This window comes from Pelobium manganitolerans, assembly GCF_003609575.1.
GTDB classification, from domain to species: Bacteria; Bacteroidota; Bacteroidia; order Sphingobacteriales; family Sphingobacteriaceae; genus Pseudopedobacter; species Pseudopedobacter manganitolerans.
On sequence record NZ_MBTA01000028.1, the window covers coordinates 203,281 to 227,896 of the forward strand.

13 protein-coding genes are annotated in these 24,616 nt (G+C 40.3%); all 13 read left to right on the plus strand.

Features of this window, described 5'->3' with window-relative positions:
• Positions 1–134 precede the first annotated feature (134 nt).
• A complete protein-coding gene (locus BCY91_RS15565) occupies positions 135–3,317 on the plus strand; it encodes a SusC/RagA family TonB-linked outer membrane protein (RefSeq protein WP_245989187.1) in 3,183 nt (1,060 codons plus the stop codon).
• Positions 3,318–3,327: 10 nt separating this feature from the next.
• Entirely contained in the window at positions 3,328–5,223 is a 1,896-nt protein-coding gene (locus BCY91_RS15570; protein ID WP_120182955.1) for a RagB/SusD family nutrient uptake outer membrane protein, read from the plus strand.
• A 30-nt stretch (positions 5,224–5,253) separates the two neighbouring features.
• Complete coding sequence (locus BCY91_RS15575) at positions 5,254–8,163, plus strand: SusC/RagA family TonB-linked outer membrane protein (RefSeq protein ID WP_120182956.1); 2,910 nt, start codon at positions 5,254–5,256, stop codon at positions 8,161–8,163.
• A gap of 35 nt (positions 8,164–8,198) precedes the next feature.
• Entirely contained in the window at positions 8,199–9,953 is a 1,755-nt protein-coding gene (locus BCY91_RS15580; RefSeq protein WP_120182957.1) for a RagB/SusD family nutrient uptake outer membrane protein, read from the plus strand.
• Positions 9,954–9,991: 38 nt separating this feature from the next.
• Positions 9,992–10,960 (plus strand): DUF5627 domain-containing protein, encoded by a 969-nt coding sequence (locus BCY91_RS15585; protein ID WP_120182987.1) that lies wholly within the window; start codon positions 9,992–9,994, stop codon positions 10,958–10,960.
• Between the two features lie 25 nt (positions 10,961–10,985).
• Positions 10,986–13,136, plus strand: coding sequence for an endo-1,4-beta-xylanase (locus BCY91_RS15590; RefSeq protein WP_120182958.1), 2,151 nt, complete (start codon positions 10,986–10,988; stop codon positions 13,134–13,136).
• A 155-nt stretch (positions 13,137–13,291) separates the two neighbouring features.
• A complete protein-coding gene (locus BCY91_RS15595; protein ID WP_120182959.1) occupies positions 13,292–14,032 on the plus strand; it encodes a hypothetical protein in 741 nt (246 codons plus the stop codon).
• Between the two features lie 4 nt (positions 14,033–14,036).
• A complete protein-coding gene (locus tag BCY91_RS15600; protein WP_182995411.1) occupies positions 14,037–16,799 on the plus strand; it encodes a TonB-dependent receptor in 2,763 nt (920 codons plus the stop codon).
• A complete protein-coding gene (locus tag BCY91_RS15605) occupies positions 16,796–17,932 on the plus strand; it encodes a DUF4249 domain-containing protein (RefSeq protein WP_120182960.1) in 1,137 nt (378 codons plus the stop codon). The genes BCY91_RS15600 and BCY91_RS15605 overlap by 4 nt, the downstream gene beginning before the upstream one ends.
• Positions 17,933–17,940: 8 nt before the next feature.
• Complete coding sequence (locus tag BCY91_RS15610; protein ID WP_120182961.1) at positions 17,941–19,071, plus strand: DUF4249 domain-containing protein; 1,131 nt, start codon at positions 17,941–17,943, stop codon at positions 19,069–19,071.
• Positions 19,072–19,080: 9 nt separating this feature from the next.
• Positions 19,081–21,453 carry a Plug domain-containing protein gene (locus BCY91_RS15615; RefSeq protein WP_120182962.1) on the plus strand — a complete coding sequence of 791 codons (2,373 nt, stop codon included), beginning with the start codon at positions 19,081–19,083 and terminating at the stop codon, positions 21,451–21,453.
• A 49-nt stretch (positions 21,454–21,502) separates the two neighbouring features.
• Positions 21,503–22,993: a hypothetical protein gene (locus BCY91_RS15620; protein ID WP_120182963.1), complete on the plus strand. Its 1,491-nt coding sequence runs from the start codon at positions 21,503–21,505 to the stop codon at positions 22,991–22,993.
• 114 nt (positions 22,994–23,107) lie between these two features.
• Positions 23,108–24,616, plus strand: a 1,509-nt coding sequence (locus BCY91_RS15625; protein ID WP_120182964.1) for a hypothetical protein, incomplete at its 3' end; no start/stop codon positions are given.

Sequence of the window (24,616 nt, forward strand, 5' to 3'; positions counted from 1 at the left end):
TGAAGAAAAAAAAGTATGCTCATTTGTGTAGGCACAAACTTTTAGATAGGATTTATCACTCAGATCTAGATCCTCTTTTAAATTCCAAAAAACAAACCAAGTATATAATTGACATGAACATTTTATAGGTATTTATGATGAAAAAAAACATTACGTTATGTTTATTTGGGTTGCCACGGTCACTTCATTGGAGGAACTGTTTGGCGATCGCCATATTCTTTATAGCGCTCAGTCCAGTTTTTGTGAAGTCGGCGTATGCGCAACAAAGCAAAACGGTGAGCGGAACCGTGTATGATGAGAAACGCATCCCCTTGATGGGAGTCAACATTACTATTAAGGGACAAAGTGGGGGCACGCAAACCGGTGTTGACGGTAAGTTTAGCATACAAGTGCCTTCTAACAGCGCAACCTTAGTATTTTATTTTGTTGGTATGGTGCGGCAAGAAATAGATGTTACCGGTAAAACCAATTTATCCGTTGTGCTTAAAGACGACGTAGGCCAATTAAATGAAGTTGTAGTTGTTGGATACGGTACACAAAAAAGAGAGAGTGTGGTGGCGGCTATAGCACAAACTTCGGGCAAAGTCTTGGAACGTGCGGGTGGTGTGTCTAGTATTGGAGCAGCGTTAACGGGTAACGTTCCTGGCGTGGTAACTACCGCCAGTACAGGTATGCCAGGAGAGGAGGATCCGCAAATTTTTATTCGTGGCCGTAGTACCTGGAATAACACAGCACCATTAATATTAGTAGATGGAGTTGAACGACCGATGACCAGCGTAGATATCGGGTCTGTGGAGTCTATTTCTATTTTAAAAGACGCCTCTGCAACAGCAGTATTCGGTGTGCGAGGTGCAAACGGGGTAATCTTAATTACAACTAAACGCGGTAAAGAAGGTCAGGCTTCTATTCGAGCTACTGTTAACAATGCTTTTAAAGTGCCGTCTAGATTACCAGGCAAAATGGATTCTTACGATGCCTTGCGAGTTAAAAATCAGGTAATTGAATATGAGCTTGCGCTTAGACCAGAAAGTTGGGCTGATTACCTTCCGCAAGCTATCATCGATAAATATCGTTTTCCGGCAGACTTAGCGGAATCTGAAAGATATCCTAACGTGGATTGGGATAGTTATTTGTTTAAAGACTATGCAACCTCACAAAATGCCAATCTTAATATTTCTGGAGGTACAGAGAAAGTAAAATACTTTGCAAGTGCAGATTACTTGAACGAAGGAGATTTGTTTAGAACCTTTGAAAATGGCCGTGGATACCAACCAGGTTATGGGTTCAACCGCTTAAATATGAGAAGTAATCTTGATTTTAAGCTGTCTAAAACTACTTCACTTGCTGCAAATGTTTCTGGGTCAAGAGGTGTTAAAAAGATGCCTTGGGGCGCAAATAGTGGTGATTATAACTATTGGATTTCTGCATATTCTACTGCTCCGGATGTTTTTATTCCGAAGTATTCTGACGGAACATGGGGTTATTTTGCACCTAACGTTCAAAAAGGTTTAAATTCTGCATCAAACCTTGCGTTTAGCGGGATAGATTATACCACTACAAACCGTATCACTACGGACTTTGCTTTAGATCAGGATTTGAAAGTTTTACTTAACGGATTAAAGTTTAAGGGGACAATTGCACTTGATAATACTTTTGTAGAAGGCGGCCGTGGGATAAATGATTTGTATAACGGTTTTCAAGCTAAATGGATAGATCCAGAGACAGGAGCTACTACCTACCGGGAAGCTTATGACGGTACAAACCGTTTTGACTATCAAAATAGTATCAACTGGGCTACTGCCAGCGGTTCTGTACAGAATTGGTCAACCTATCGCCGTCTGTTTTACCAAGCGCAGTTAAATTACACCAAAACTATTGCAGAAAAACACAACTTTACAGTAATGGGCCTGTTTAACCGTAACCAATTTGCTACAGGAAGCCAAATTCCAAATAATCGTGAAGACTGGGTTTTTAGAACCACTTATAATTTCAACCATAAATATATGGTAGAGTATAACGGCTCTTATAACGGTTCCGCTAAGTTTGCTCCGGAGAATCGATTTGCTTTCTTTTCTTCTGGAGGTATCGGTTGGATGTTATCCGAAGAGAAATTTATGAAGTCTCTAACCTTCCTAGAGATGTTAAAAATAAGAGCATCTTACGGTGAAATTGGCGACGATAGTGGGGGCGGACGCTGGCTTTATTTAACACAGTGGGCTTACGGTGGCCAGTCTAAAATGGGCGTTACAGGCGTAGATTCTGAATTGAGCCCTTATACTTGGTATAAAGAGAATACTTTAGGTAACCCTGACATTAAGTGGGAAAAAGTAAAGAAGGCTAATTTAGGTGTTGATTTTAGTTTCTTCCGAGGCGTCTTGTCTGGTAAAATTGATTTCTTTAAAGATCAGCGAAGAGATATTTTATTGACAGGTGACAGGCGAGCTATCCCATCTTATTTTGGAGCGCAAGCACCAACTGCTAACATAGGTAGTGTAGAAAATAAAGGTTACGAGTTAGAATTAGCTTTTGATAAAAACGTAACTAGCAACGCCAGGCTATGGGGAAATATCAATTACACCAATTCAAAAGATAAAGTGCTTAACGCAGATGATCCAACCTTGCTTCCGGAATACCAGAAACGAGCAGGCAAGCAAATCGGTCAAACTTACTCTTATGTAAGCGCTGGTTTCTACAATACCTGGGATCAGTTGTATGCTAGTACAGTTACTGATAATGGTGATTTACAGAAGTTGCCTGGTAATTATAATCTACTTGATTATAATGCCGATGGTATCATCGATTCAAAAGATAATATCCCGTTTGCATTTCCTTCGGTGCCTCAACATACATTTAACGCTACAGTTGGGATCGATTGGAAAGGATTTACAGCGTTTGTACAAGTATATGGGGTAAATAATGTTACTAGACAAGTGGTATTCAACAGCTTGTCTGGCCAAAACCATTTGGTTTACGATCAAGGTTCTTTCTGGTCTAAAGACAACACTAACCCAGATACCCCTTTGCCTCGTTGGCTTTCTACACCTAGTAGCTATAATGATGCAAACAGATCTATGTATGACGGATCTTATATTCGTTTAAAGAACGCCGAGATAGCCTACACTTTCCGTAAAGAAAATAGTTTTGTAAAGAAGATTGGCATTGAAAGCCTACGACTTTTTGTGAACGGAAACAACCTTGCTGTTTGGACTAAAATGCCTGACGATAGAGAATCGAATTTTGCAGGAACAGGTTGGGCATCTCAAGGTGCTTATCCTACTGTTAAACGCTTTAACTTAGGTACTAACATTATTTTCTAAATAAATTTTTATGAAACAGTATATAAAAATTATCATAACATGCTTTGTTGTCTGGACAAGCATAGGCCTATCTTCTTGTGAAAAATACTTGGATAAAGAAGACAGCACAAATATCTCTGAGAAAGAAGCATTTAAAAACTTTACTAATTTTCAGGGATTTACAGAGGAGCTATACAACTGCATAGTTAACTTTACCAATAACTATTGGACCAATTCATTTAATTGGGGCGAGGATGAGATTACATCAACCGCGGGCAACTTCCATTTTATCCATAAAATAGACGATGGAAACTTCTGGGGCTGGCAAGCTGGATTTGATGGCTGGGGTTCTGGGTGGATGGATAAAAATAATTTCTCTACAGCCAACGGAAGATTTAACAAAGATCTTTGGCATGCGGCCTGGTACGGCATTCGTAAAGCAAACATAGGACTTGCGAATATGGATTTGATGACCGACGCAACCCAAGAAGAAAAGAACTTGATAAAAGGTCAGTTATTATTTTTCAGAGGGTGGTTTCATTTTAGATTAATCCAATATTTTGGAGGTTTACCTTATATAGATTTTGTAATACCTGCCGGTGGCGAGATCCGTTTGGAACGTCTTCACTATAACGAATGCGCAGATAAAGCAGCCGCAGATTTTAGAGCTGCAGCCGATTTACTACCTATAAACTGGGATAATACAGCTCCAGGGAAAAGAACATTAGGTAAAAATGGCCTGCGTATTAATAAGATTATGGCTTTGGGCTATTTGGGTAAAAATTATCTATGGGCAGGCAGTCCGTTAATGAATTATGAATCTACCGGCAGTAAAACCTATAATGTAGACTATTGCAAAAAAGCGGCAGATGCCTTTGGCGAATTATTATCTCTTACAGAAGGAGGAACAACCCAATACAGCTTAGTGAGTCTTGCTGATTATTACAAGAACTTTTATACTACTGGAGAAGGATGGGCTCTTCCGGGAGCAACAGAAGCTATTTTCAGGGGACCTTACTCGTCTGCAAATGATTCAAACTGGGGAACCAGTAAGCAATATACGCCACTAATTATATCTGAAGGAGACCTCAAGTTTGTACCAACCGCAAATTATGTGGATTACTACGGTATGGCAAACGGCCTTCCTATACCAGATATTACGAAAGCTGATCCTGAGTCGGGATACGATCCTAAATTTCCATGGAGAGGCCGCGATGCTCGTTTTTATAACGATATCATGTTTGATGGATTGAAAGTAGTTAAAGGCGCGATTCCGGATCCGGCTGAACAACCTAATCGTTTTGCCAATCTATATACTGGTGGTAGTTATAGAGACCTAAATACCGGAAGCCGCACAGGATATGTGTTACGCAAATTTGTTCCGCTTACTACAAATAAATACGATCATGGGTACGATTGGGGTTATAGCCTTAATATTTATGTTCCATATATGCGTTTGGCAGACATTTACCTAATGTATGCCGAGGCAGCTGCAGTGGGTTATGGCGGGGCAACTGGAGCAACTGGCAAATCACCTAATTTTAGCAAAACAGCAGTTGAGGCTATCAACGTAATCAGAGACAGAGCCACAGTAGAACATGTAAATGCAAAATTTACTAGCTCTATTGATTTGTTTTTGAGCGAAGTGAGAAGAGAAAGAGCGGTAGAACTTGCTTTTGAAGGACATCGATTCAATGATTTAAGAAGATGGCGTTTATTAATAGAAAAGCCTTACACTTTAAAAAAATCAGTAGAATTTGATCGTACAGGCACATTTGATGAGGAAGACGCTACAAATAACGAAGTAGCCAACCTACGTGAAGTGGTAATTCTGGAGAGAAAGTTCAGCGAGAAACACTATTGGTTACCACTAAAAAATGTGGATGTTAATATGTACGCGGAGTTTGCACAAAATCCGGGATGGTAATAGCTGGTTAAATATTTAAAAGAGACCAAAATGAAGCAAATAAAAATAGGAATAGCGTTTTGCCTTACCCTCGCAACGGGATTGTCTGGATTAAATTCGGCAAAGGCGGCTTTAAATATAAATAGTAAATTAAGTAGTCAGATAACAAGCAGAGCTACAGACTTAAAAACCAATCAAATAGACTCAATACCAACAACCGGCACAAAAGATTCGCTTGTACAGGTAGCATTTAGGAAAATTGCCCAGAAAGATTTGCTTGGAGGCGTTTCAGTGTTAGATGTGGATGGATTGATGGAAAAGAACTATGAGACCTACAGTTTAGAAAACCTGGAAGCTTTAATTCCAGGTTTTCACGGAAATATTTGGGGTAACAACAGTTACTTAGTTTTAGTAGATGGGGTGCCTAGAGATGCTAACAACGTAATGCCTAGTGAAATTGACCAAATCACAGTTTTAAAAGGCGTAGGTGCGGTAGCGCTGTATGGAAGTAACGCTGCAAAAGGCGTGGTGTACATCACTACAAAAAGAGGAGGCAATTATGCTCAAAAGGTAAATGTAAGAGGTAATGCGGGTGTTTTTGTGCCTAAATCATACCCAGAGTATTTAGGGTCTGCTGAATATATGACCTTGTACAATGAGGCTAGAGCAAATGATGGTTTGGCTCCGCTATACTCTAACGATGATATCTACAATTCGGGCTCCGGATCCAATCCATTTAGGTATCCAAATATAGATTTCTATTCCTCTGATTATCTAAAGTCCACTTATAATCGGTACGATATTACCACAGAAATATCGGGAGGAAGTAATAAAGCTCAATATTACACCAATTTGGGTTTTAACTCAAATGGCTCATTGCTAGATTTTGGTGAAGCAACCAAGAGCCGAGGAGCGGACAGATTCAATCTTCGCGGAAATATTGACATGAAATTGAACAGAATTATCAAGTTAAATGTAGATGTTTCAGCCAGTTTCTATACCGCTAAAGGTGTTAATGCCAATTATTTCGGAAGTGCAGCAACTGTTCGACCGAATAGATTTTCCCCTTTAATACCAATTAGTATGATAGAGGAAAGCGACGATCCTTCAATGGTTTACGTAAACAATAGTAATCACATTATTGATGGAAAGTACTTACTAGGAGGGACGCAATTAGATCAAACGAATGTTTTTGCTACCATCTATGGAGGTGGTTCCAATAAAAACATCAACCGCCAGTTTCAATTTAATACGGGTATTGATTTTGACTTAAACGGAATAACTCCAGGATTAGCATTTAAAACAAGCTTAGCTATAGATTATCTGACTTCGTTTACACAGTCATTTAATAACAATTATGCTGTTTATCAGGCACAATGGAATAATTATGCCGGGTTTGACCAGATTAGTGGCTTAACAAAGTTCGGAGATGATTCTAAGTCAGGAAACGAAAATATCAGTAATAGTTATTATCGCCAGGCATCAGCCCTTTCCGGACAGTTTGATTATAACAGAACTTTCAACAAACGGCATAATGTCTCAGCAATATTATTAGGGTACGGCTACCAAATTGGAGAGTCGGGCGTTTATTATAAAACAAACAACTCTAATTTAGGTTTGCAGGTTGGGTATAACTATGATCACAAATATTATGCAGATTTTAGTAGCGCCTATGCTTATTCTACAAAACTTCCAGAAGGAAACCGCGGAGGAATTTCACCTACATTGAGTTTGGGTTGGAGAATTAGCCAAGAAGATTTCATGAAGGATGTTTCAGTTATAGATAACCTTAAATTAACTGCCTCTGCCGGAATCTTGAATACAGATCTTGAAATTGAAAACCACTATTTATATCAAGGCTATTATACCTATAATGATGCCGCATGGTACAGCTGGAACGACGGACAGCTAGTGCATAGTTTCGATAGACGGAGAGGTAATAACTATAATATGTCTTTCCCACAAAGACGAGAAATAAATTTTGGCATCGAAGGTTCATTACTAAAAAGCTTAATTACGTTTAGCGGAAACGTATTCTTTAGTGAAATGAAGGGTAAAGTTGTACAACCAAATTCAATTTATCCGAACTACTTTTATACAGGATGGCCGGTATATTCCGATATTCCTTACGTAAACTACGATAGCGACAAGCGCCAAGGGTACGATTTTAATTTAAATTTTAATAAAAAATTAGGTGCTGTAGCTTGGACATTGGGCTTTAACGGAACTTATTACGAAACAGAAGCTGATATTAGAGTTGGAGATTCACAGTATGAGTTTGCGTATCAGAACAGATCTGGAAGACCTCTAGACGCTATTTTTGGATTACAAAGCGACGGATTGTTTATGGATCAGCCGGAAATTGATAACTCTCCAAGCCAATCTGCAATAGCCTCAGGGGGCGGTGTAAAACCAGGAGACATCAAATATATAGACCAGAACGAAGACGGGATTATTGATTCCAGAGACGAGGTTTACTTAGGACGTGGTGGCCGGTACGGATCTCCGTTTACATTAGGTATTAACCTTACTGCAAAATGGAAAAACTTTACATTTTACGCTTTAGGAGCCGGACGTATGGGAGCTAAAGCTATGAAAAACAGTAATTACTTCTGGGTTGATGGGGAAGACAAGTATTCTGTAGTTGTGCGTGACCGTTGGACAGAAGACACTAAAACTACGGCTACTTTTCCAAGGTTAACAGCAGCCAATAGCGATAATAATTACTATAGTTCAGATTTTTGGATGTACAGTACAGATAGGTTCGATTTAGCAAAAGTTCAAATCTCTTATCAACTTCCTAAAGCTTTATTAGGCAAAAGCTTTATCAAAGATTTAGGCGTATATGTAAACGGCTTTAACCTGTTAACCGTAGCTAAAGAAAAAGATATTTTAGAACTTAACGTCGGCTCTGCTCCGCAAAACAGATTTTATAATCTGGGCGTAAAAGCAATGTTTTAGTGACGTTCAATAAATCAAATTTTAATTTTCAAAGCATGAAAAAAATAATATTAATCTGTTTATCCGCAGTGGTTTTGTTTTGTGGCTGTGACGATATGTTTGAGCCGCCTTTACAAAACAACCTCGATTTAGAAAATGCCTACAATAATGCAAGTTATGCACAGGGTTTGTTATTAAACGGCTATACTAGGCTCCCGACAAATTCTTACTCTTTTAATGACGTAGCAACAGATGATGCTGTTACTAATGATAAGAGTAGCGGTTTTCTTAAAATGGCTACCGGCCAATGGACTTCGATGAATAATCCTGTTGATCAGTGGCGCAATAGCCGTTCTGCTATTCAATATCTAAACCAGTTTTTAACAGTATCAGACAGTGTGAAATGGGCTGTAGATCCGGTTATCAAAAGGATGTTTAATGATAGAATGAAAGGTGAAGCATACGGTTTGCGAGCTTTATTTATGTTTTATTTGTTACAAAGTCATGGAGGTATAGGAACCGATGGTACCCTGCTGGGTGTACCTATTTTATTGAAAAACGAGTTGGTAACTTCTGATTTTAATCAGCCGCGAGCTACGTTTGAGGCTTGTATTCAGCAGTTGTACGATGATTTAGCTGCAGCCGAAGAATTGTTGCCGTTGGATTACTCAGATACTTCTCCTGTACCTGCTAAGTATGCGGGAGTTAGTGGAAGCGACTATCATCGGGTTTTTGGGCTGAGCTTTGTTGGACGTATGACCGGTAGAATAGCAAAAGGTATTCGGGTAAGAGCATCTTTACTTGCTGCAAGCCCGGCCTTCAACCCATCAAAAGATGCGGCTAAATGGAAAAAAGCTGCTGACGATGCCGCTACCGTTATTGATTTGCGAGGAGGTCTAGTTAATTTAACTAGCAAAGATCTTGTTTTTTATAATAAAGATGGTGGTGTTGACGGTTTAGGTGCAGGGGTTAATCCTCCCGATATCTTATGGAGAGGTAACATAGGTCAAAGTAACGATTTAGAGAAAAATAATTTTCCACCAACGCTAAACGGTAGTGGCAGAGTAAATCCTACCCAAAACTTGGTAGATGCTTTTCCAATGGCTAACGGTTACCCTATTACCGACGGCAACAGCAACTACGATAAAAATAACCCGTACGTTGGTCGCGATCCACGGTTAAACCTTTACATTTTGATAAATGGAGCTACTGCGGGTACTGCAAATACCGCAATTAATACTTCCGCCGATGGAACTACTAACGATGGATTAAACAAAGTAGAAACTTCTACAAGAACCGGATATTATTTGAAAAAGTTGTTAAGGCAGGATGTGAATCTAAATCCGTCTTCAACAACTACTCAAAAGCATTTTACGCCACATATTAGATATACAGAGATTTACCTGACTTATGCCGAAGCTGCTAATGAGGCTTGGGGGCCATTAGGAACCGGTGGCCATACGTATTCGGCTTATGATGTAATTAAAGCCATCAGAAAAAGAGCAGGTATCGGAGGAGGTACTAGTGACCCTTACCTAGAGTCGATCAAGAACGATAAAGATGCCATGAGAACCTTAATCAGAAACGAAAGAAGATTAGAGTTATGCTTTGAAGGTTTCCGTTTTTGGGATCTGCGTAGATGGGATGCTAGCCTGACTGAAACTGCAAAAGGCGTAAGCATTTCTGCGGGAAATTATACTATTATCAATGTGGAGAATAGAAGCTATCAGGATTATATGATTTACGGCCCTATCCCTTATAGCGAAACCTTAAAATATAATAGTCTTATCCAAAATCAAGGATGGCAATAAATGGGAGAATTAAATACAATAGACTAAAACAAAAAGAAATGAAAAAAATATTATTGATGCTCCTAGCAGCCTCCATTTGCTTAAGTTCTTGCAAGAACGGGAAATGGGAATTTGATGATTTTGAGTTTCAGGCGGTTTATTTCGCCTACCAAACTCCGGTACGAACCATCACACTTGGTGAGGATGTTTTTGACACCTCGCTTGATAATGCACATAAATGCCAGATAATGGCTACAATGGGCGGGGTGTATACAAATAAGAAAGATGTTACAATAGGTATCCAAGTGGATAATTCCCTCGTGGCAAATAAAGCTTTTAATACTGGCGGAGATATAGTTGCTATGCCAGCAAATTATTACACGTTAGCGTCTGACAAGATTGTAATCCCTAAAGGTGCAATTGTAGGTGGCGTTGAGGTACAGTTAACAGACGCTTTTTTTGCCGATCCATTGGCTCTCAAGAGAAATTATGTTATTCCGTTAAAAATGATTAACGTAAACAATGCCGACTCTTTATTGGCTGGTAAGGATTATACACTTTATGCCTTAAAATATATCAACACCTGGGCCGGAAATTATTTGCGTAGAGGTAAAGATGTAATTGTTGGTAAAGCAGGGCATACTGCTTTAAGCAAAACAATTGTTAGGCATAAACAATATGTAGAAAGTGACGAAGTAGTGTCGGTAGTAACCAATGCCTTAACTAAATCTGAATTTACAGCAGTATTTAAGGATGAAAATAACCAGAACATCAACTGCAAGTTGCTTTTAAGTTTTGATGATGCTGGTAACTGTACAATTACAAGTACGGATAACAGTTTTACAGCAAGCGGAACGGGAAAATTTGTTAAAAAGGGAGAAAAGAAAAGCTGGGGCGACAAAGACAGGGATGCTTTGTATCTGGACTACAAGATAGATTTGGCAAATATGAACGTAAGTTCAACTGATACTTTGGTTATGCGTGACCGCGGTGTAACCATGGACACTTTTACCGCGGTGAGCAAATAATTTTTAAGCTTAAAAATTAAAGGATATGAAAAATTTTTATAAGCTAACCTTAGGCGTTAGCATCACGATGCTGATGGCTTCCTGTGTTAAACATGAGGTTTTAGATTTTCATGTAGATAAGCCAGTAAGCTTTGAAAATCAGGAACAGATAGATGCCTACCAGCCTCTGAAAACATATTTGAGTAAACAAGCAAATCCAGATTTTAAATTTGGGGCTGCCGTTTCTTTGTCGGATTATGTGAATAAAGGCGTCATGTACCGTTTGGTAAACAGCAATTTCGAAGAAATTGTACTCGGTTACGAGATGAAGCACGGCGCCGTAGTTAAAGACGACGGTAAAATAGATTTGGACAATGTAAAAGAGTTGCTAAAAACAGCCTCAGACGCAGGTATATCGGTTTATGGCCACACGCTTTGCTGGCATGCTAACCAAAATGCCAAGTATCTGAACGGTTTGATTGCACCTATAATAATTCCGGGGACGGCCCAACCTACTTGGGATGTGGTGACCAAAGCAGATTTTGAGACAGATAACAACTCCAATTATGAATCAAATAGTAATGCCCAGCTTTCATTTACCGCAGTGGGCGGGGGGGCTAACGGACAAGGCCGGGCTTTAAAAATAACCAATGACGCTGTTAGGACAAATGATTGGGATGCACAATTTTTTATAAAATTTAGCCCGGTAGTGAAAGTAGGAGAGCAATACGAATTTAGTATGGATGTAAAAGCAGATGCTCCTGCTAATTTTGGTACCCAAGCCCATACCGTTCCTTACAGTTATAAGTTTTATGATTTCTTTGGAAGTATCTCGGCCACTACCTCATGGACAAAGTATACCAAAGTCATCACGGTTACTAGTGACATGGCCGAGTGCGGCGCTATAGCTTTTAACTTAGGTAAAAATGCCACTACTTATTATTTTGACAACGTTACCTTGAAAAAGTATAACGAAAAAGGTAGCGGAAACGGTGGCTACGCTTATTTCTTTACCAACCCAACTGCTACCGACTTTTACAAAGCCCAAGTCGCTTATGGGTTAACGCCAGTACTGGAAAACAATAAAGAATACACACTTAAGTTTGTTGCCAAAGGAAGTGTTGAAGGAAACATTAGAGCAGAGATTCAATCTACCTCAGATTATTCTTCTAATGGCTTTGGAACCATTGCGCTTACCAAAGGCTGGAAAGAATATGAGTTTAAAACAACGGCCTCCAAGGCCGACCGTAATGCTTTGGTGATAAGTTTTGGTGATTATGTTGGTACCGTAACTATTGACAATGTAAAGCTAATGGCTTCCGACGGCAATGTCAACCTAATTGCTAACAGTGACTTTGAAAATAATGCAGACGGTTGGGGCGGATGGGGAAATAACTCAACCCGTGGACGTACAGCGCAAGGAGAAGGATATGGAGGTGCACAAGACCAAATTATCGAAAAAACCCCGGCAGAAAAGAAAACCATTATTACCGAGGCGCTTACCAAATTTATTTCTAGTATGGTAGATACCTGCAAAAGCTATGTTAAAGCATGGGATGTGGTAAACGAACCAATGGATGACGGTAGCCCATACAACCTTAAAACCGGCGTAGGCAAAACAAACATGTCCAGCGATGAGTTCTATTGGCAAGACTACTTAGGCAAAGACTATGCGGTGGAAGCCTTTAAATTAGCCAGACAGCACGGAAACACAGGCGACCTACTTTTTATAAACGATTATAACCTAGAGTATAGCATGGATAAATGCAAAGGCTTGATAGATTATGTTAAATATATAGAAAGCAAAGGTGCAAAGGTAGATGGTATTGGTACCCAGATGCATATTTCTACTACCTCTGATAAGCAGAAAATAGCAGAGATGTTCACTCTGCTTGCAGCTACAGGTAAAAAAATCAAGGTATCAGAACTGGATATGGGTATCGGCGATAAAAAGAAAACTGCCCAGGCCACCGCAGAGGATTACCAAGCGCAGGCCGATATGTACAAATACGTTATTGATAAGTATTTTGAGATTATCCCTGCAAACCAACGTTACGGTATTACCATTTGGAGTCCTACAGACAGCCCAGACAATTCAAGCTGGAGAGCCGGAGAACCGATAGGTTTGTGGACCTTGGGCAATTATACACGTAAACCGGCCTATGTTGGCGTTGCGGAAGCTTTAAAAGGAAAATAGCTGAGTTTTGTTGGTTTAATTTAGCAGATATCGGGGGCAATTGCTCCCGATACTTTACTTAATAGATGATTATTTGTTGATATACAAATGGACTACATTTCCCGAAATATGAGTAGGAGATATTAGATTTCCGCAACTCACAAAATCTAAAACCCATGAAATTAAGCGTGCGACTGTTAAGCGCATTGTTTGTACTAATTTTTACTCTACCCTCTAGATCACAGACAATAAGTGATAGCCTTTTTGTAGCCCATGCAACAAATTATACCGTCAATAATTACTTAAACCAATTAAAAAGCGAAGCGCCGATATACGACGGCCAAAAATATCTCCCTGATTTAAGATTGGACGAAAACGGGCATACCCTGTTTCTCAGCAATCAGTACACCAAAGGCTCGGTTGTTTATGATGGACATCTTTTTAACAATGTGGATATGGAGTACGATTTGGTGCATGACCAGTTAGTGCTTTTAAACTACGATAGGGTTAGCGGAATAGTACTTAAACAAGCCCATGTTGACTCGTTTTATCTGCACGGGCATAGCTTTGTTCATATCAGACCTGCTGATATAAAAGCGAAAGAAATACGTCCGGGATATTTTGAGCTTTTATATAACGGCAAGGTTGATTTATTGGCCAAAAGAATAAAAACAATAAGCGAAACCACTACCCAATACAAAGTTAAACGGACTGTTGAGCAACAGGATTTTTATTATGTGCATAAAGACAGCAGTTATATCCGCATACGGAACAAAAAAGATTTGTTCAGCGTGTTTGGCGATACGCATACGTCAAAAGAAAGCCAGCAGTATCTTAAAAGCCAGCATATAAATTTTAGGAAAGATAAGGAAAAAGCAATGCTCGCCTTATTGAAATGGCATGATTCAAAGATGTAATATAATGAAGATTAAGCTATTTCTACTGGTATTTGTTTTTTTAACGGCATTGCGGGGAAGTGCGCAAGAGCGTACCAAGTATTTAAATCTGCACCTCAATAACCAGCCGTTAATGCAATTGGTAAAACAGATTGAATTGCAAACGGGTTATCGTATCTATTATGAAACGGCAGCGTTTGATAGCCTTAAGGTAAACATTAGTGCCGAAAATATGCCGGTAGAAAAAGTTTTTGATCAGGTTTTTACCGGGACAGATTTTTATTATTCTATTTTTAAGAACGCAGTTTTTCTTACGAAGGGCAAGAAAATTTTAACACACCTCCCATCGCAGTTTACCGGTAAAAAAGAAGAAATTGTAAAAGAGAATGAACAGCTGGTAGCAGATCTTTCCACAAAAAAAGTTTCTGTTCCTGCCACGCTTGAAAATAAATTATACACCATTGGCCGCTCAACAAATTCTACCAAGGCCACAGCTACCATCGCCGGAAACGTCAGAAATTCTGAAACAGGAGAGCCAATTCCGGGGGTATATGTTTTTATTGATAATCCCCGTTTGGGCGTAGTTACAGACGCTTTCGGCTTTTATTCTCTTACGCTGCCAAAAGGGAAACATAAGCTCAATGTCAGAAGTGTTGGTTTAAAAGATACTCACCGTCAGATTTTATTGCAGAACGACGGTAAATTGGATATCAACGTGGCAGAGGAGCCTTTTGCATTAAAGGAAGTAGTAATTACTACAGATAAAAGTTCAAATATCCGCCAAACGCAGATGGGGATAGAAAAACTGGACATTAAAACCATTAAACAAGTGCCCACGGTTTTTGGCGAAGCCGATGTGCTGAGGGTGGTGCTTACCCTTCCGGGCGTTAAATCTGTAGGGGAATCAAGCACAGGCTTTAACGTTAGAGGCGGTTCGGTAGATCAAAACCTTATCCTTTTTAACGATGCCACTATTTACAACCCATCGCATTTTTTCGGCTTCTTTTCGGCATTTAATTCCGAAGTGATTAAAGATGTACAACTGTATAAAAGCAGTATACCGGCGAAGTTTGGTGGCCGGCTTTCTTCGGTGCTCGAACTTAACGGTCGCGAGGGAAATAAAAAACAGTTTAGCGGTACGGCGGGCATAGGTTTAATTACCAGCAAACTGAATATAGAAGGGCCTTTAATTAAAGACAAAACATCGTTTATACTGGCCGGAAGAACTACTTACTCTAACTGGATTATGGATGTTTTGCCAAAGAGTACCGGTTATCAGGGTGCAAAGGCCAGCTTTTATGATCTTAATTTAAACCTTAGCCATCAGCAGAATGAGAAAAATAGTTTTTATGCTACTGGGTATTTCAGTAATGATAAATCTAACCTGGCAACAGACACCACTTTCCAGTATAGCAACAGAAACATAGCCTTGCGGTGGAAACATACATTCAACAACAAAATTTACGGCATTTTATCTGCCGGACATGACTATTACAGCTACAATAATTACAGCAACTATAAAGACGATGTAGATTATAGGCTTAAGTTTGACATAGCCCAGAGCAACTTAAAAGCGAATTTTAGCTATTACCCCAACGTTAAATGGAATATAGATTTTGGCGCAAGCACTATTTATTACAAAAACAGCCCGGGTTCGCTTGAACCTTATAGCAACAAATCTTTGGTAATTGCCGATGTGTTACCGAAAGAACAGGCATTAGAAAGTGCTGTTTTTGCCGAGCAACGTTATGATTTAACAGATGCCATTACGTTGAACGCAGGTCTGCGCTATTCGTTCTACAGCTATTTAGGGCCTGCTGATGTAAACTTTTATGCGTCCGGTTTTGAGAAAAACGATGCTAATATCGTTTCGGTAGAATCTTACGGGAACGGCAAACCGATAAAAACATATCATGCGCCAGAGTTCCGTTTGGGTGCCAGATTTGCGCTTAGCCCTGATTTTTCTGTAAAAGCCGGCTACAATACCCAAAGGCAGTATATCCACATGTTGTCTAATACCACATCCGTTTCGCCAACAGATGTGTGGAAGTTGAGCGATTTAAATATTGCTCCGCAAGAGGGTAGTCAAATTTCTTTAGGCTTATATAAAAACTTTAAATCCAATACCATAGAAACATCTTTGGAAGGGTATTTTAAAAAAATCAACAACTTTTTAGATTATAAAAGCGGGGCAGTTTTAATCTTGAACCATAAAATTGAACAGGATGTACTGCCCACCGTTGGCAAAGCGTACGGGCTTGAATTTATGGTGAAAAAGCTCTCGGGGAAACTTAACGGTTGGGTAAGCTACACCTATTCGCGCACCTTTTTAAAAACAGAAGATGTTGCCGGGGGCAATTCTATTAACGGAGGCCAATATTACCCTGCCAATTATGATAAGCCACATGATTTTACGTTGATAGGCAACTACCGGTTTTCGCACCGGGTGAGTTTTTCGCTAAACCTAACTTACAGTACAGGCCGGCCAATTACGCTTCCGGTAGGTAAATATTATTACGAGGGAGGCCAAAGGTTGCTTTATTCTGATAGGAACCAATACCGCATCCCAGATTATTTTAGGTCAGATATTTCGCTCAATGTTTTAGGGAACCACAAAAAAGCCCAGTTGATGCACAATTCCTGGACATTTGGCATATACAATCTTACCGGGAGAAAAAATGTGTTTTCTACCTTTTTTGCTAGCGAAAACAAAATAATTAACGGTTACCAGCTATCGATTTTCGGTACGGCAATACCTTTTATAAGCTATAATATCCGTTTCAGATGAAAACATTGAAACATCTTATACCCGTAGTTTGTCTGCTGGCTTTTTTTGCCTGCAAAGATGCTTTTACGCCCGAAGTTGAGGCCAAGTACAAAAACTTACTGGTAGTAGAAGGCTTTATAAACATTGGCGAAGAAACCACCATCAGGCTTAGCCGCACTGCCGATCTGCAAGACTGGCAAAGCATTATACCAGAAAAAAATGCGGAAGTAAGAATAGAAGGAGACCAAGGCGCATTGGTGCAAGGAACCACAGACAATAACGGGAGGTGCGTGTTACAGACCCAAAATCTGAAACTTACCGAACATTACCGCTTAAAGCTAACAGACGCGAAAGGTAAAATTTATGAAACCGATTATCTGGAGACCAAAGCGGCGCCGGAGATAGACAGCGTAAATTATAAGTTGGAAGGCGAAGGTTTCCGGATATATGTAAATACACATGACCAGGCAAATAAAACAAGATACTATAAATGGGATTATGACGAAACCTGGGAAATCCGGTCGGATCTTAAATCATATTTCGAGTACAAAAACGGACAGGTAGTTAACAGAGACCCAAATTTGAATATTACCTATTGCTGGCGGAATGAACGGTCTGCCCGCATCCTGTTGGGCTCTACAGAGCGTCTTTCGGAAGACAGGTTAACAGAAATGCCCATAAATTTTGTAAAGGGAAATGCGGAAAAAGTGGCTTTTACTTATAGCATATTGGTAAAACAATACGGTTTAACCCAACAGGCCTATCAATATCTACGTAACATCAAGAAAAATACCGAACAGATAGGCGGTATTTTTGACTCGCAACCGTCTGAACTTAAAGGAAATGTTTACTGCGTTTCTGATCCGCAAGAACAGGTACTGGGCTGGATTAGCGCTGGTAGCATGACCAAAAAAAGATTGTTTATTACCGATAAAGATAAGCCAATAGGCCGAAATTGGCTTTATATCCGAGACTGCCAAGCTTTCAACATCACTAAAGATAGTTTAGATTATTATATGAACGGCAACAATGGGATTGTAGACAATATTGGAGACCGCTGGTTAAATATTATAGGCTATGTTATAGGTGACAATAACTGTATAGATTGCCGTTTGCGAGGCTCAAACATTAAACCCGATTACTGGCCAAATTAAGGAGTTAAATGAAGGCTACACCAATAATTATGTTTCTTTTTGCTTTGCTGTTTTGTGCGTGTAAAGATGCGTTTACGCCACAGGTGGATGCAAAGTATAAAAACCTGTTGGTAGTAGAAGGTTTTATCAGTATCGGCACAAGTACTACCATTAAGCTTAGCCGTACCGGTGATTTGCAAGACTGGCAGGTAACCGTCCCCGAAAAAAACGCGGAAGTTACCATAACGGGAAATAAAGGAACGCTTTTAAACGGCTTTTCGGGCGAAGACGGACAGTGCGTTTTAAATACCGAAAACCTTAGTTTAGAAGAAAACTATATGCTTAGCATTAAGCTTGCCGACGGAAAAACTTACCAAACAGCATATTTAGACGGGAAAGCAAGCCCCAAGATAGACAGCCTTAATTTTGCGGTAGAGAGCAAGGGATTTCAGGTGTATATCCATACCCACGATAATTCTGGAAATACCCGCTATTATAAGTGGGACTATCAGGAAACATGGGAAATCAGGTCGCCATTTCCCTCATCGGTTGAATATAAAAACGGCAAAGTGGTAACACGCGATCCCAACATTAATATTCAATACTGTTGGAGCACTTCCAAATCATCACATATATTGTTGGAAACAACAGAACGGCTTACAGAAGATAAGGTTACGTTTTTTCCGCTTATCCATATTATAGGCAACTCTGTAAAGGTAGCCTATATGTACAGCATTTTAGTAAACCAATATGGCTTGACGCCAGAAGCCTACCAATACCTGGTAAATATGAGGAAAAATACAGAGCAAATTGGAAGCATATTCGACTCGCAGCCTTCTGAACTTCAAGGGAATATTGTTTGTACGTCAAATCCCGGAGAACAGGTAATAGGTTGGGTTAGTGCCGGCACAGTATCGCAAAAGAGATTGTTCATCAGCTATAAAGACAAACCCGCCGCCAGCTATGATTGGGTTTACCGGCAATCCTGTGAAGCTTTCATCTCCTCGCAAGACAGCCTTTTATATTATTTAGGCGGTAATAAGTTAATTATCGATGAACAGCTGAGGGACGGAAAGGTCAAATATTCCATGAGTTCGAGAGAATGCATCGATTGCCGGTTAAGAGGCTCAAACATCAAACCCGATTATTGGCCAAATTAAAGATCATCAATGAAAAATATAATTGCATTTTTTCTTTTGATAAACGCATTAGTTTTAAATGATGCCCATGCCCAGCAAACAAGTGCCGGTAAGTTAAGGGGCAGTTTTGATAAATATCTTGAACATAATTTTCAGGAGAAAATATATATGCATACCGATAAGGATGCCTACTTGGCCGGAGAAATTATCTGGTTTAAAATATACAATGTTGAGGCCTATACCAACCGACCTGTTGAGGTGAGCAAAGTGGCTTACGTGGAGCTATTGGATAGCCAAAATAAAGCGGTATTGCAGGCCAAAGTAAAACTGCAGGACGGGCAGGGGAGTGGCACATTGTATGCGCCTGTAAATTTACCGTCGGGGAGTTACATTCTGCGGAGTTATACCAGCTGGATGAAAAACGCTGATGCGGCGTATTACTTTCATAAAAGCCTGGATATATACAACACACTGAAAGAGGAACCTTTAGAACCGCATACAAAAGCAGGATCTTTTGCCCTTCGGTTTTTCCCTGAGGGAGGTAATTTGGTTTCGGGCTTAACAAGTAAAGTTGCGTTTAAAGCGGTTGATGAAAACGGAAACAATTTTCCGTTTAAAGCCATAGTTCTTAACAGCGCCAATGATACTGTGGCTAGTTTTAGCTCCACAAAAACAGGAATCGGGAGCTTTGAGTTTACGCCAAACAGCAAGCAAACTTATAAAGCAATTGTAAAGCCTTTAGCGGCCAGCGCCTTTACGGTTCTGTTGCCCCAAATTTTTGAGAACGGAGCGGTTATGTCGCTCAAAAATGATGGCTCCAATATTTCTGTGTCGCTACAAAATAAGTTGCAACAGCAGGGCATGTTTACGCTGTTTGTACATTCGGGCCATAAAACAGTTTTTGTAAAAACGGTAGGAGCGCAAGGCCCGGAAAGCAGCTTTACCGTTCCTTTAGATTCTTTGGGCGCCGGCATATCTCATTTTACGCTGTTTGGGCCTAACGGAAATGCACTTTGCGAACGCCTCTTCTTTAAAAAACCTACAAACTTATTAAACATCAACCTGCGGACTAATCAACCAAATTACACTCCCCGGGAAAAAGTGCGATTGCATATTGAACAGAAAAATAGCATAGGCTTGCCGGCCGGGTCTAAATTTTCGGTCAGCGTTTATAAAGCCGATACGGTTGCCAATTATGAAGATATTGTTACCAGTTTATGGCTAACTTCAGAACTAAAAGGAAAAATAAAAAACGCCAGTTGGTATCTCAGCGAAGCTTCTGCCGAGGATATAGACAAGCTGATGCTTACACACGGTTGGCGGCGTTTTAAATGGGAGGATGTTTTACAAGAAAAAGAACATCAGCCTAAATATCTGCCCGAAGTTGACGGGCATATTGTAAGCGGAAGGCTTAGCAGCACATTAAGCAATGTATCTGTTGCCAACCGCATGGCCTTTCTTTCTGTGCCTGGGCGCAACTATCGCTTTTATACCTCGTCATCCAACAGCAATGGCGAAATTAATTTCTATACCAGAGATTTTTATGGCGGCAACGAAGTGATAGCGCAAACAGATTTCCGTACCGATAGCCTGTTGCATATTGAAATAAATTCGCCTTACTCCAGCCTGTTTGCTAGTGGTATTGACGGAGTTTTTAATTATAGCCCCAATCAGCACAGCTTGTTGCAGAGAAGTGTAGCTACGCAGGTAAACAACATCTATTTTTCTAAATATCTCAACAAAGAAACTGCCAGACAGGCAGATACCTCATTCTTTTACAGCAAGCCCGATAAGATTTACAAGCTAGACGATTATGTTCGCTTTACCACCATGGAAGAGGTTTTAAGAGAATACGTGCCCGAAGTGATGGTATCGCAGCGGAAAAAGAATTACCAGCTTACGGTTTTTGATACTAAGCTTAATGCATTTCACAATGGGGCTCCTTTTGCCTTGTTAGATGGTGTCCCGATATTTGACGACGGGAATACCGTTATTGCCACAGACCCCAGAAAGTTGCAACGGATAGAGATTGTAGACGGGAGCTATTTGTACGGGAGAAACAGTTTTTCGGGGATTTTAAGTTTGCATAGCTATAAAGGTGATATGGCAGGCTATCAGCTACCAAAAACGGCGTTGGTGATAGATTACGATGGCCTTCAAAAAGAACGACAGTTTTACTCGCCGATGTACAACGGTGATACCGCCAACCGCACCCATATGCCCGATTACAGGACAACTTTATTTTGGGAGCCACACCGCCAGATTGGTAAAAACGGGGAAACAGAACTGGAATTTTATACTTCTGATTTAGAAGGTGCTTACGTGATAAATGTGCAGGCTCTTTCAGAAAACGGGGAAGCAGGAAGTGCGATAGCTTCTTTTAAAATTTTAAAAGAACAATAACCAACAATGATAAACAGTAAACAAATTCAATACTTAAAAGCCCAATAAAATGAAAAGAAACCTATACTTGTTTTTTGCGTTTATTTTAGTTTTTATAGCCTGTAAAAAAGAAGAAAAAGCTAAAAAAGACAGTGCTGCTATATTTTCGGTCAAAGCTATTACGATTCCGGTTCAAGCTGGAAAAGCAGAATTTACCATCAAATGGTCTTATGCAGAGTGGGAGATATCAACAGATCCGACCGGCTTTATTAGCGGATTTACTTATTTAAAAGGCGGTAGTTCTGATCATAGCAGCACTACCAAGGTCAATTTCAATTATTTGGCCAACAACACCATTGTAGAGAGAAAACAGGATATTATACTTACCAATAAAACTACCGGCGCTAAAACTACGCTCACTGTAACGCAAGAAGCGCCTATGCCGGTAAAAGTTTCTATAGATTCAAGTATAGAATATCAGGAGATTGACGGTTTTGGTTTCTCCTCGGCCTGGTGCGGTACCCTTAGTGCGGCCAAAAACAATTCACTTTATAATACCTTGGGGTTTTCCTTGCTCAGGATACGTGTGGACCAGAATAAGAATAACTGGGGAGAGGAGATTGCAAATTCAGCGGCAGCACACGCGGCCGGTGCAAAAGTACTCGGGTCTGAATGGTCTCCGCCCGTAGCTTGGAACAGTAATGGAAAAAGTACCGGGGGTTATTTGCTCCCTCAATATTATGCGGATTATGCCAATTATCTAAAGGAGGCTGCAAATACCATCAAGCTTGATTACGTATCGTTCCAAAATGAACCGGATATGGGCGCTATTGATCCTAGCGGGGTAGTTTCCTGGACCGAGAGCCAGATGCGCACATTTTTAATAGATCACTCGGCTACTATCGGGAAACCTATTGTGTATGCCGAGTCATTTAGTTTTAACGATGCTTATACAGACCCTGCGCTTAACGATGCATCTGTGGCTAGCAAGATCGCTATTATAGGCGGGCACTTATATGGCGGTGGATTATACACGCATCAGAATGCTTTAGATAAAAGGAAAAAGATATGGCAAACAGAACATTACGTGGCAAACAGCCGTGATAATATCAACAATGCATTAATCCAAGCTAAAGAAATGCAAGACTGTATGAACCACCAGATGAGCGCTTATTTTTACTGGTGGGTTAATGATAATGATGCTTCTGTAAACCTGGTAAACCAAAGCGGTGCGATATATAAAGCAGGTTATGTTGCGGGGCAGTTTGCAAAGTGGATAACTCCGGGGAAAGTTCGTATAGCGGCTAGCTACAATCCAAGTCCTGATACGTATGTTACCGCCTATGCTAAAGGCGGAATTGTTGTGGTTGCGGTAAATAATGGTGACACTCCGGTAAGTCATTTGTTCTCTTTTTCTAATGTATCTGGCTTAAGTACTATGGAAGTTAACAGAACATCTGCAACTGAGGATATGGACTATAAAGGAACTGTTAAATTATCTAATAATGCTTTTTCTTATACACTTCCTGCTAAAAGCGTAACTACTTTTCATCAGTATTAATTGTTTTTACCATGTTTTCATCAAAAAGAAAAAATACGCTTAACGGCAAATACCTAAATACAAAGAGTGCTCTACTTAATCAATAAAGTAACAATAATATTAACCCATTTAAAGATGAGAAGAACCATAGCCTTATTAACGGCTCTGTTTATATTTTTTATTGCCTGTAAAAAAAAGGATGATGTAGTAAAAGACTCAAGCATTGGCTTTAATGTGTCAGAAATTACCGTTCCAAGCACTGCCGGAACAGGCGAACTTACCATAAAATGGTCTTATACAGAATGGGAACTTTCTACGTCTTCAGGAGGTTTTTTGTCAGGATTTACCTATTTGAAAGGCGGAAACGAAAACCAAAGTAACAGTACCAGAATTAGCTTTAAATACACTGCAAACAATAAAGCTACGGCTAGGACACAGGAGATAACCGTTACCAACAAAAAAACGGGCGCTAAAACTACATTAAACGTAAAACAAGCTGCCCCGGCACCTATAGAACTCAGCTTTGACCCAAGTATCACCTATCAGGCGGTTACCGGTTTTGGTGGGATGAACAATGTTTGGGCAGCGCCACAGCTCAGCACCGCCGAGGTGGAAAAGATGTATTCAAAAGATGGTCTCGGCTATAACATGATGCGGATTATGATTTATCCCAACAAAGCAGATTGGGGCCGTGATGTGGCTACAACCCTAAAGGCACAATCTTTAGGCGCAAGAATTTTAGCATCTCCATGGACACCGCCCTCTGCAATGAAAAGCAGCAATAGCAACCTTCACGGCTACCTTCTGCCAGAAAAATATGCCGACTATGTACAGCACCTTAATGATTTTATTGCCTTTATGAAAGATAAGGGCATCACCATAGAGGCTGTTTCTATTCAAAACGAGCCGGATTGGAGTCCAGAATACGACGGTTGCGAATGGTCGCCGACGCAAATACTTGATTTTATAAAAAACTACGCCGGAGGCATCAACGCCAAAGTGCTTGCTGCAGAAGCGGTCAACTTTAAGAAAATGTACACGGACCCTGTGCTTAACGATCCGGTGGCGGTAAACAACTTAGATATTGCCGGTGGCCACTTGTATGGCGGCGGCTTGCAAGACTATCCTTTGGCGCGGCAAAAAGGCAAAGAAATTTGGATGACAGAGCACCTCTTAAACGAGGTGAACGACGGAATGGGCTGGGCGCAAGCCTTAGTTCTCGCCAAAGAACTGAATGATTGCATGGAGAATAACTTTAACGCTTACTTCTGGTGGTACTTAAAAAGATCGTACAGCATGTTGGGCGATGGAGATAAAGGCACCACCATGGGCCAAACGCTAAAGAGGGGCTACGTGCTTTCTCATTACGCTAAATATGCAACCGGCCGTACCAGGGTACAAATTGGGAAAGTTGCAAATAACAGCGAAATTAGCGTCACCGCATATAAAGGCCAGGATGATATGACGATGGTTTTTGTCAATAGTGGCGCTACAACCGTTCCTGCTTTAAATATCAACCTGCCGCTAAGCGTTAAAAGTGCAAATGCAGTAATTACCTCAGAAACATTAGATATGGCCGAGCATAGCGTAGCACTCAATGCAGAGAAAACTGCACTAACTTTGAGCCTGCCGGCCAAATCAATT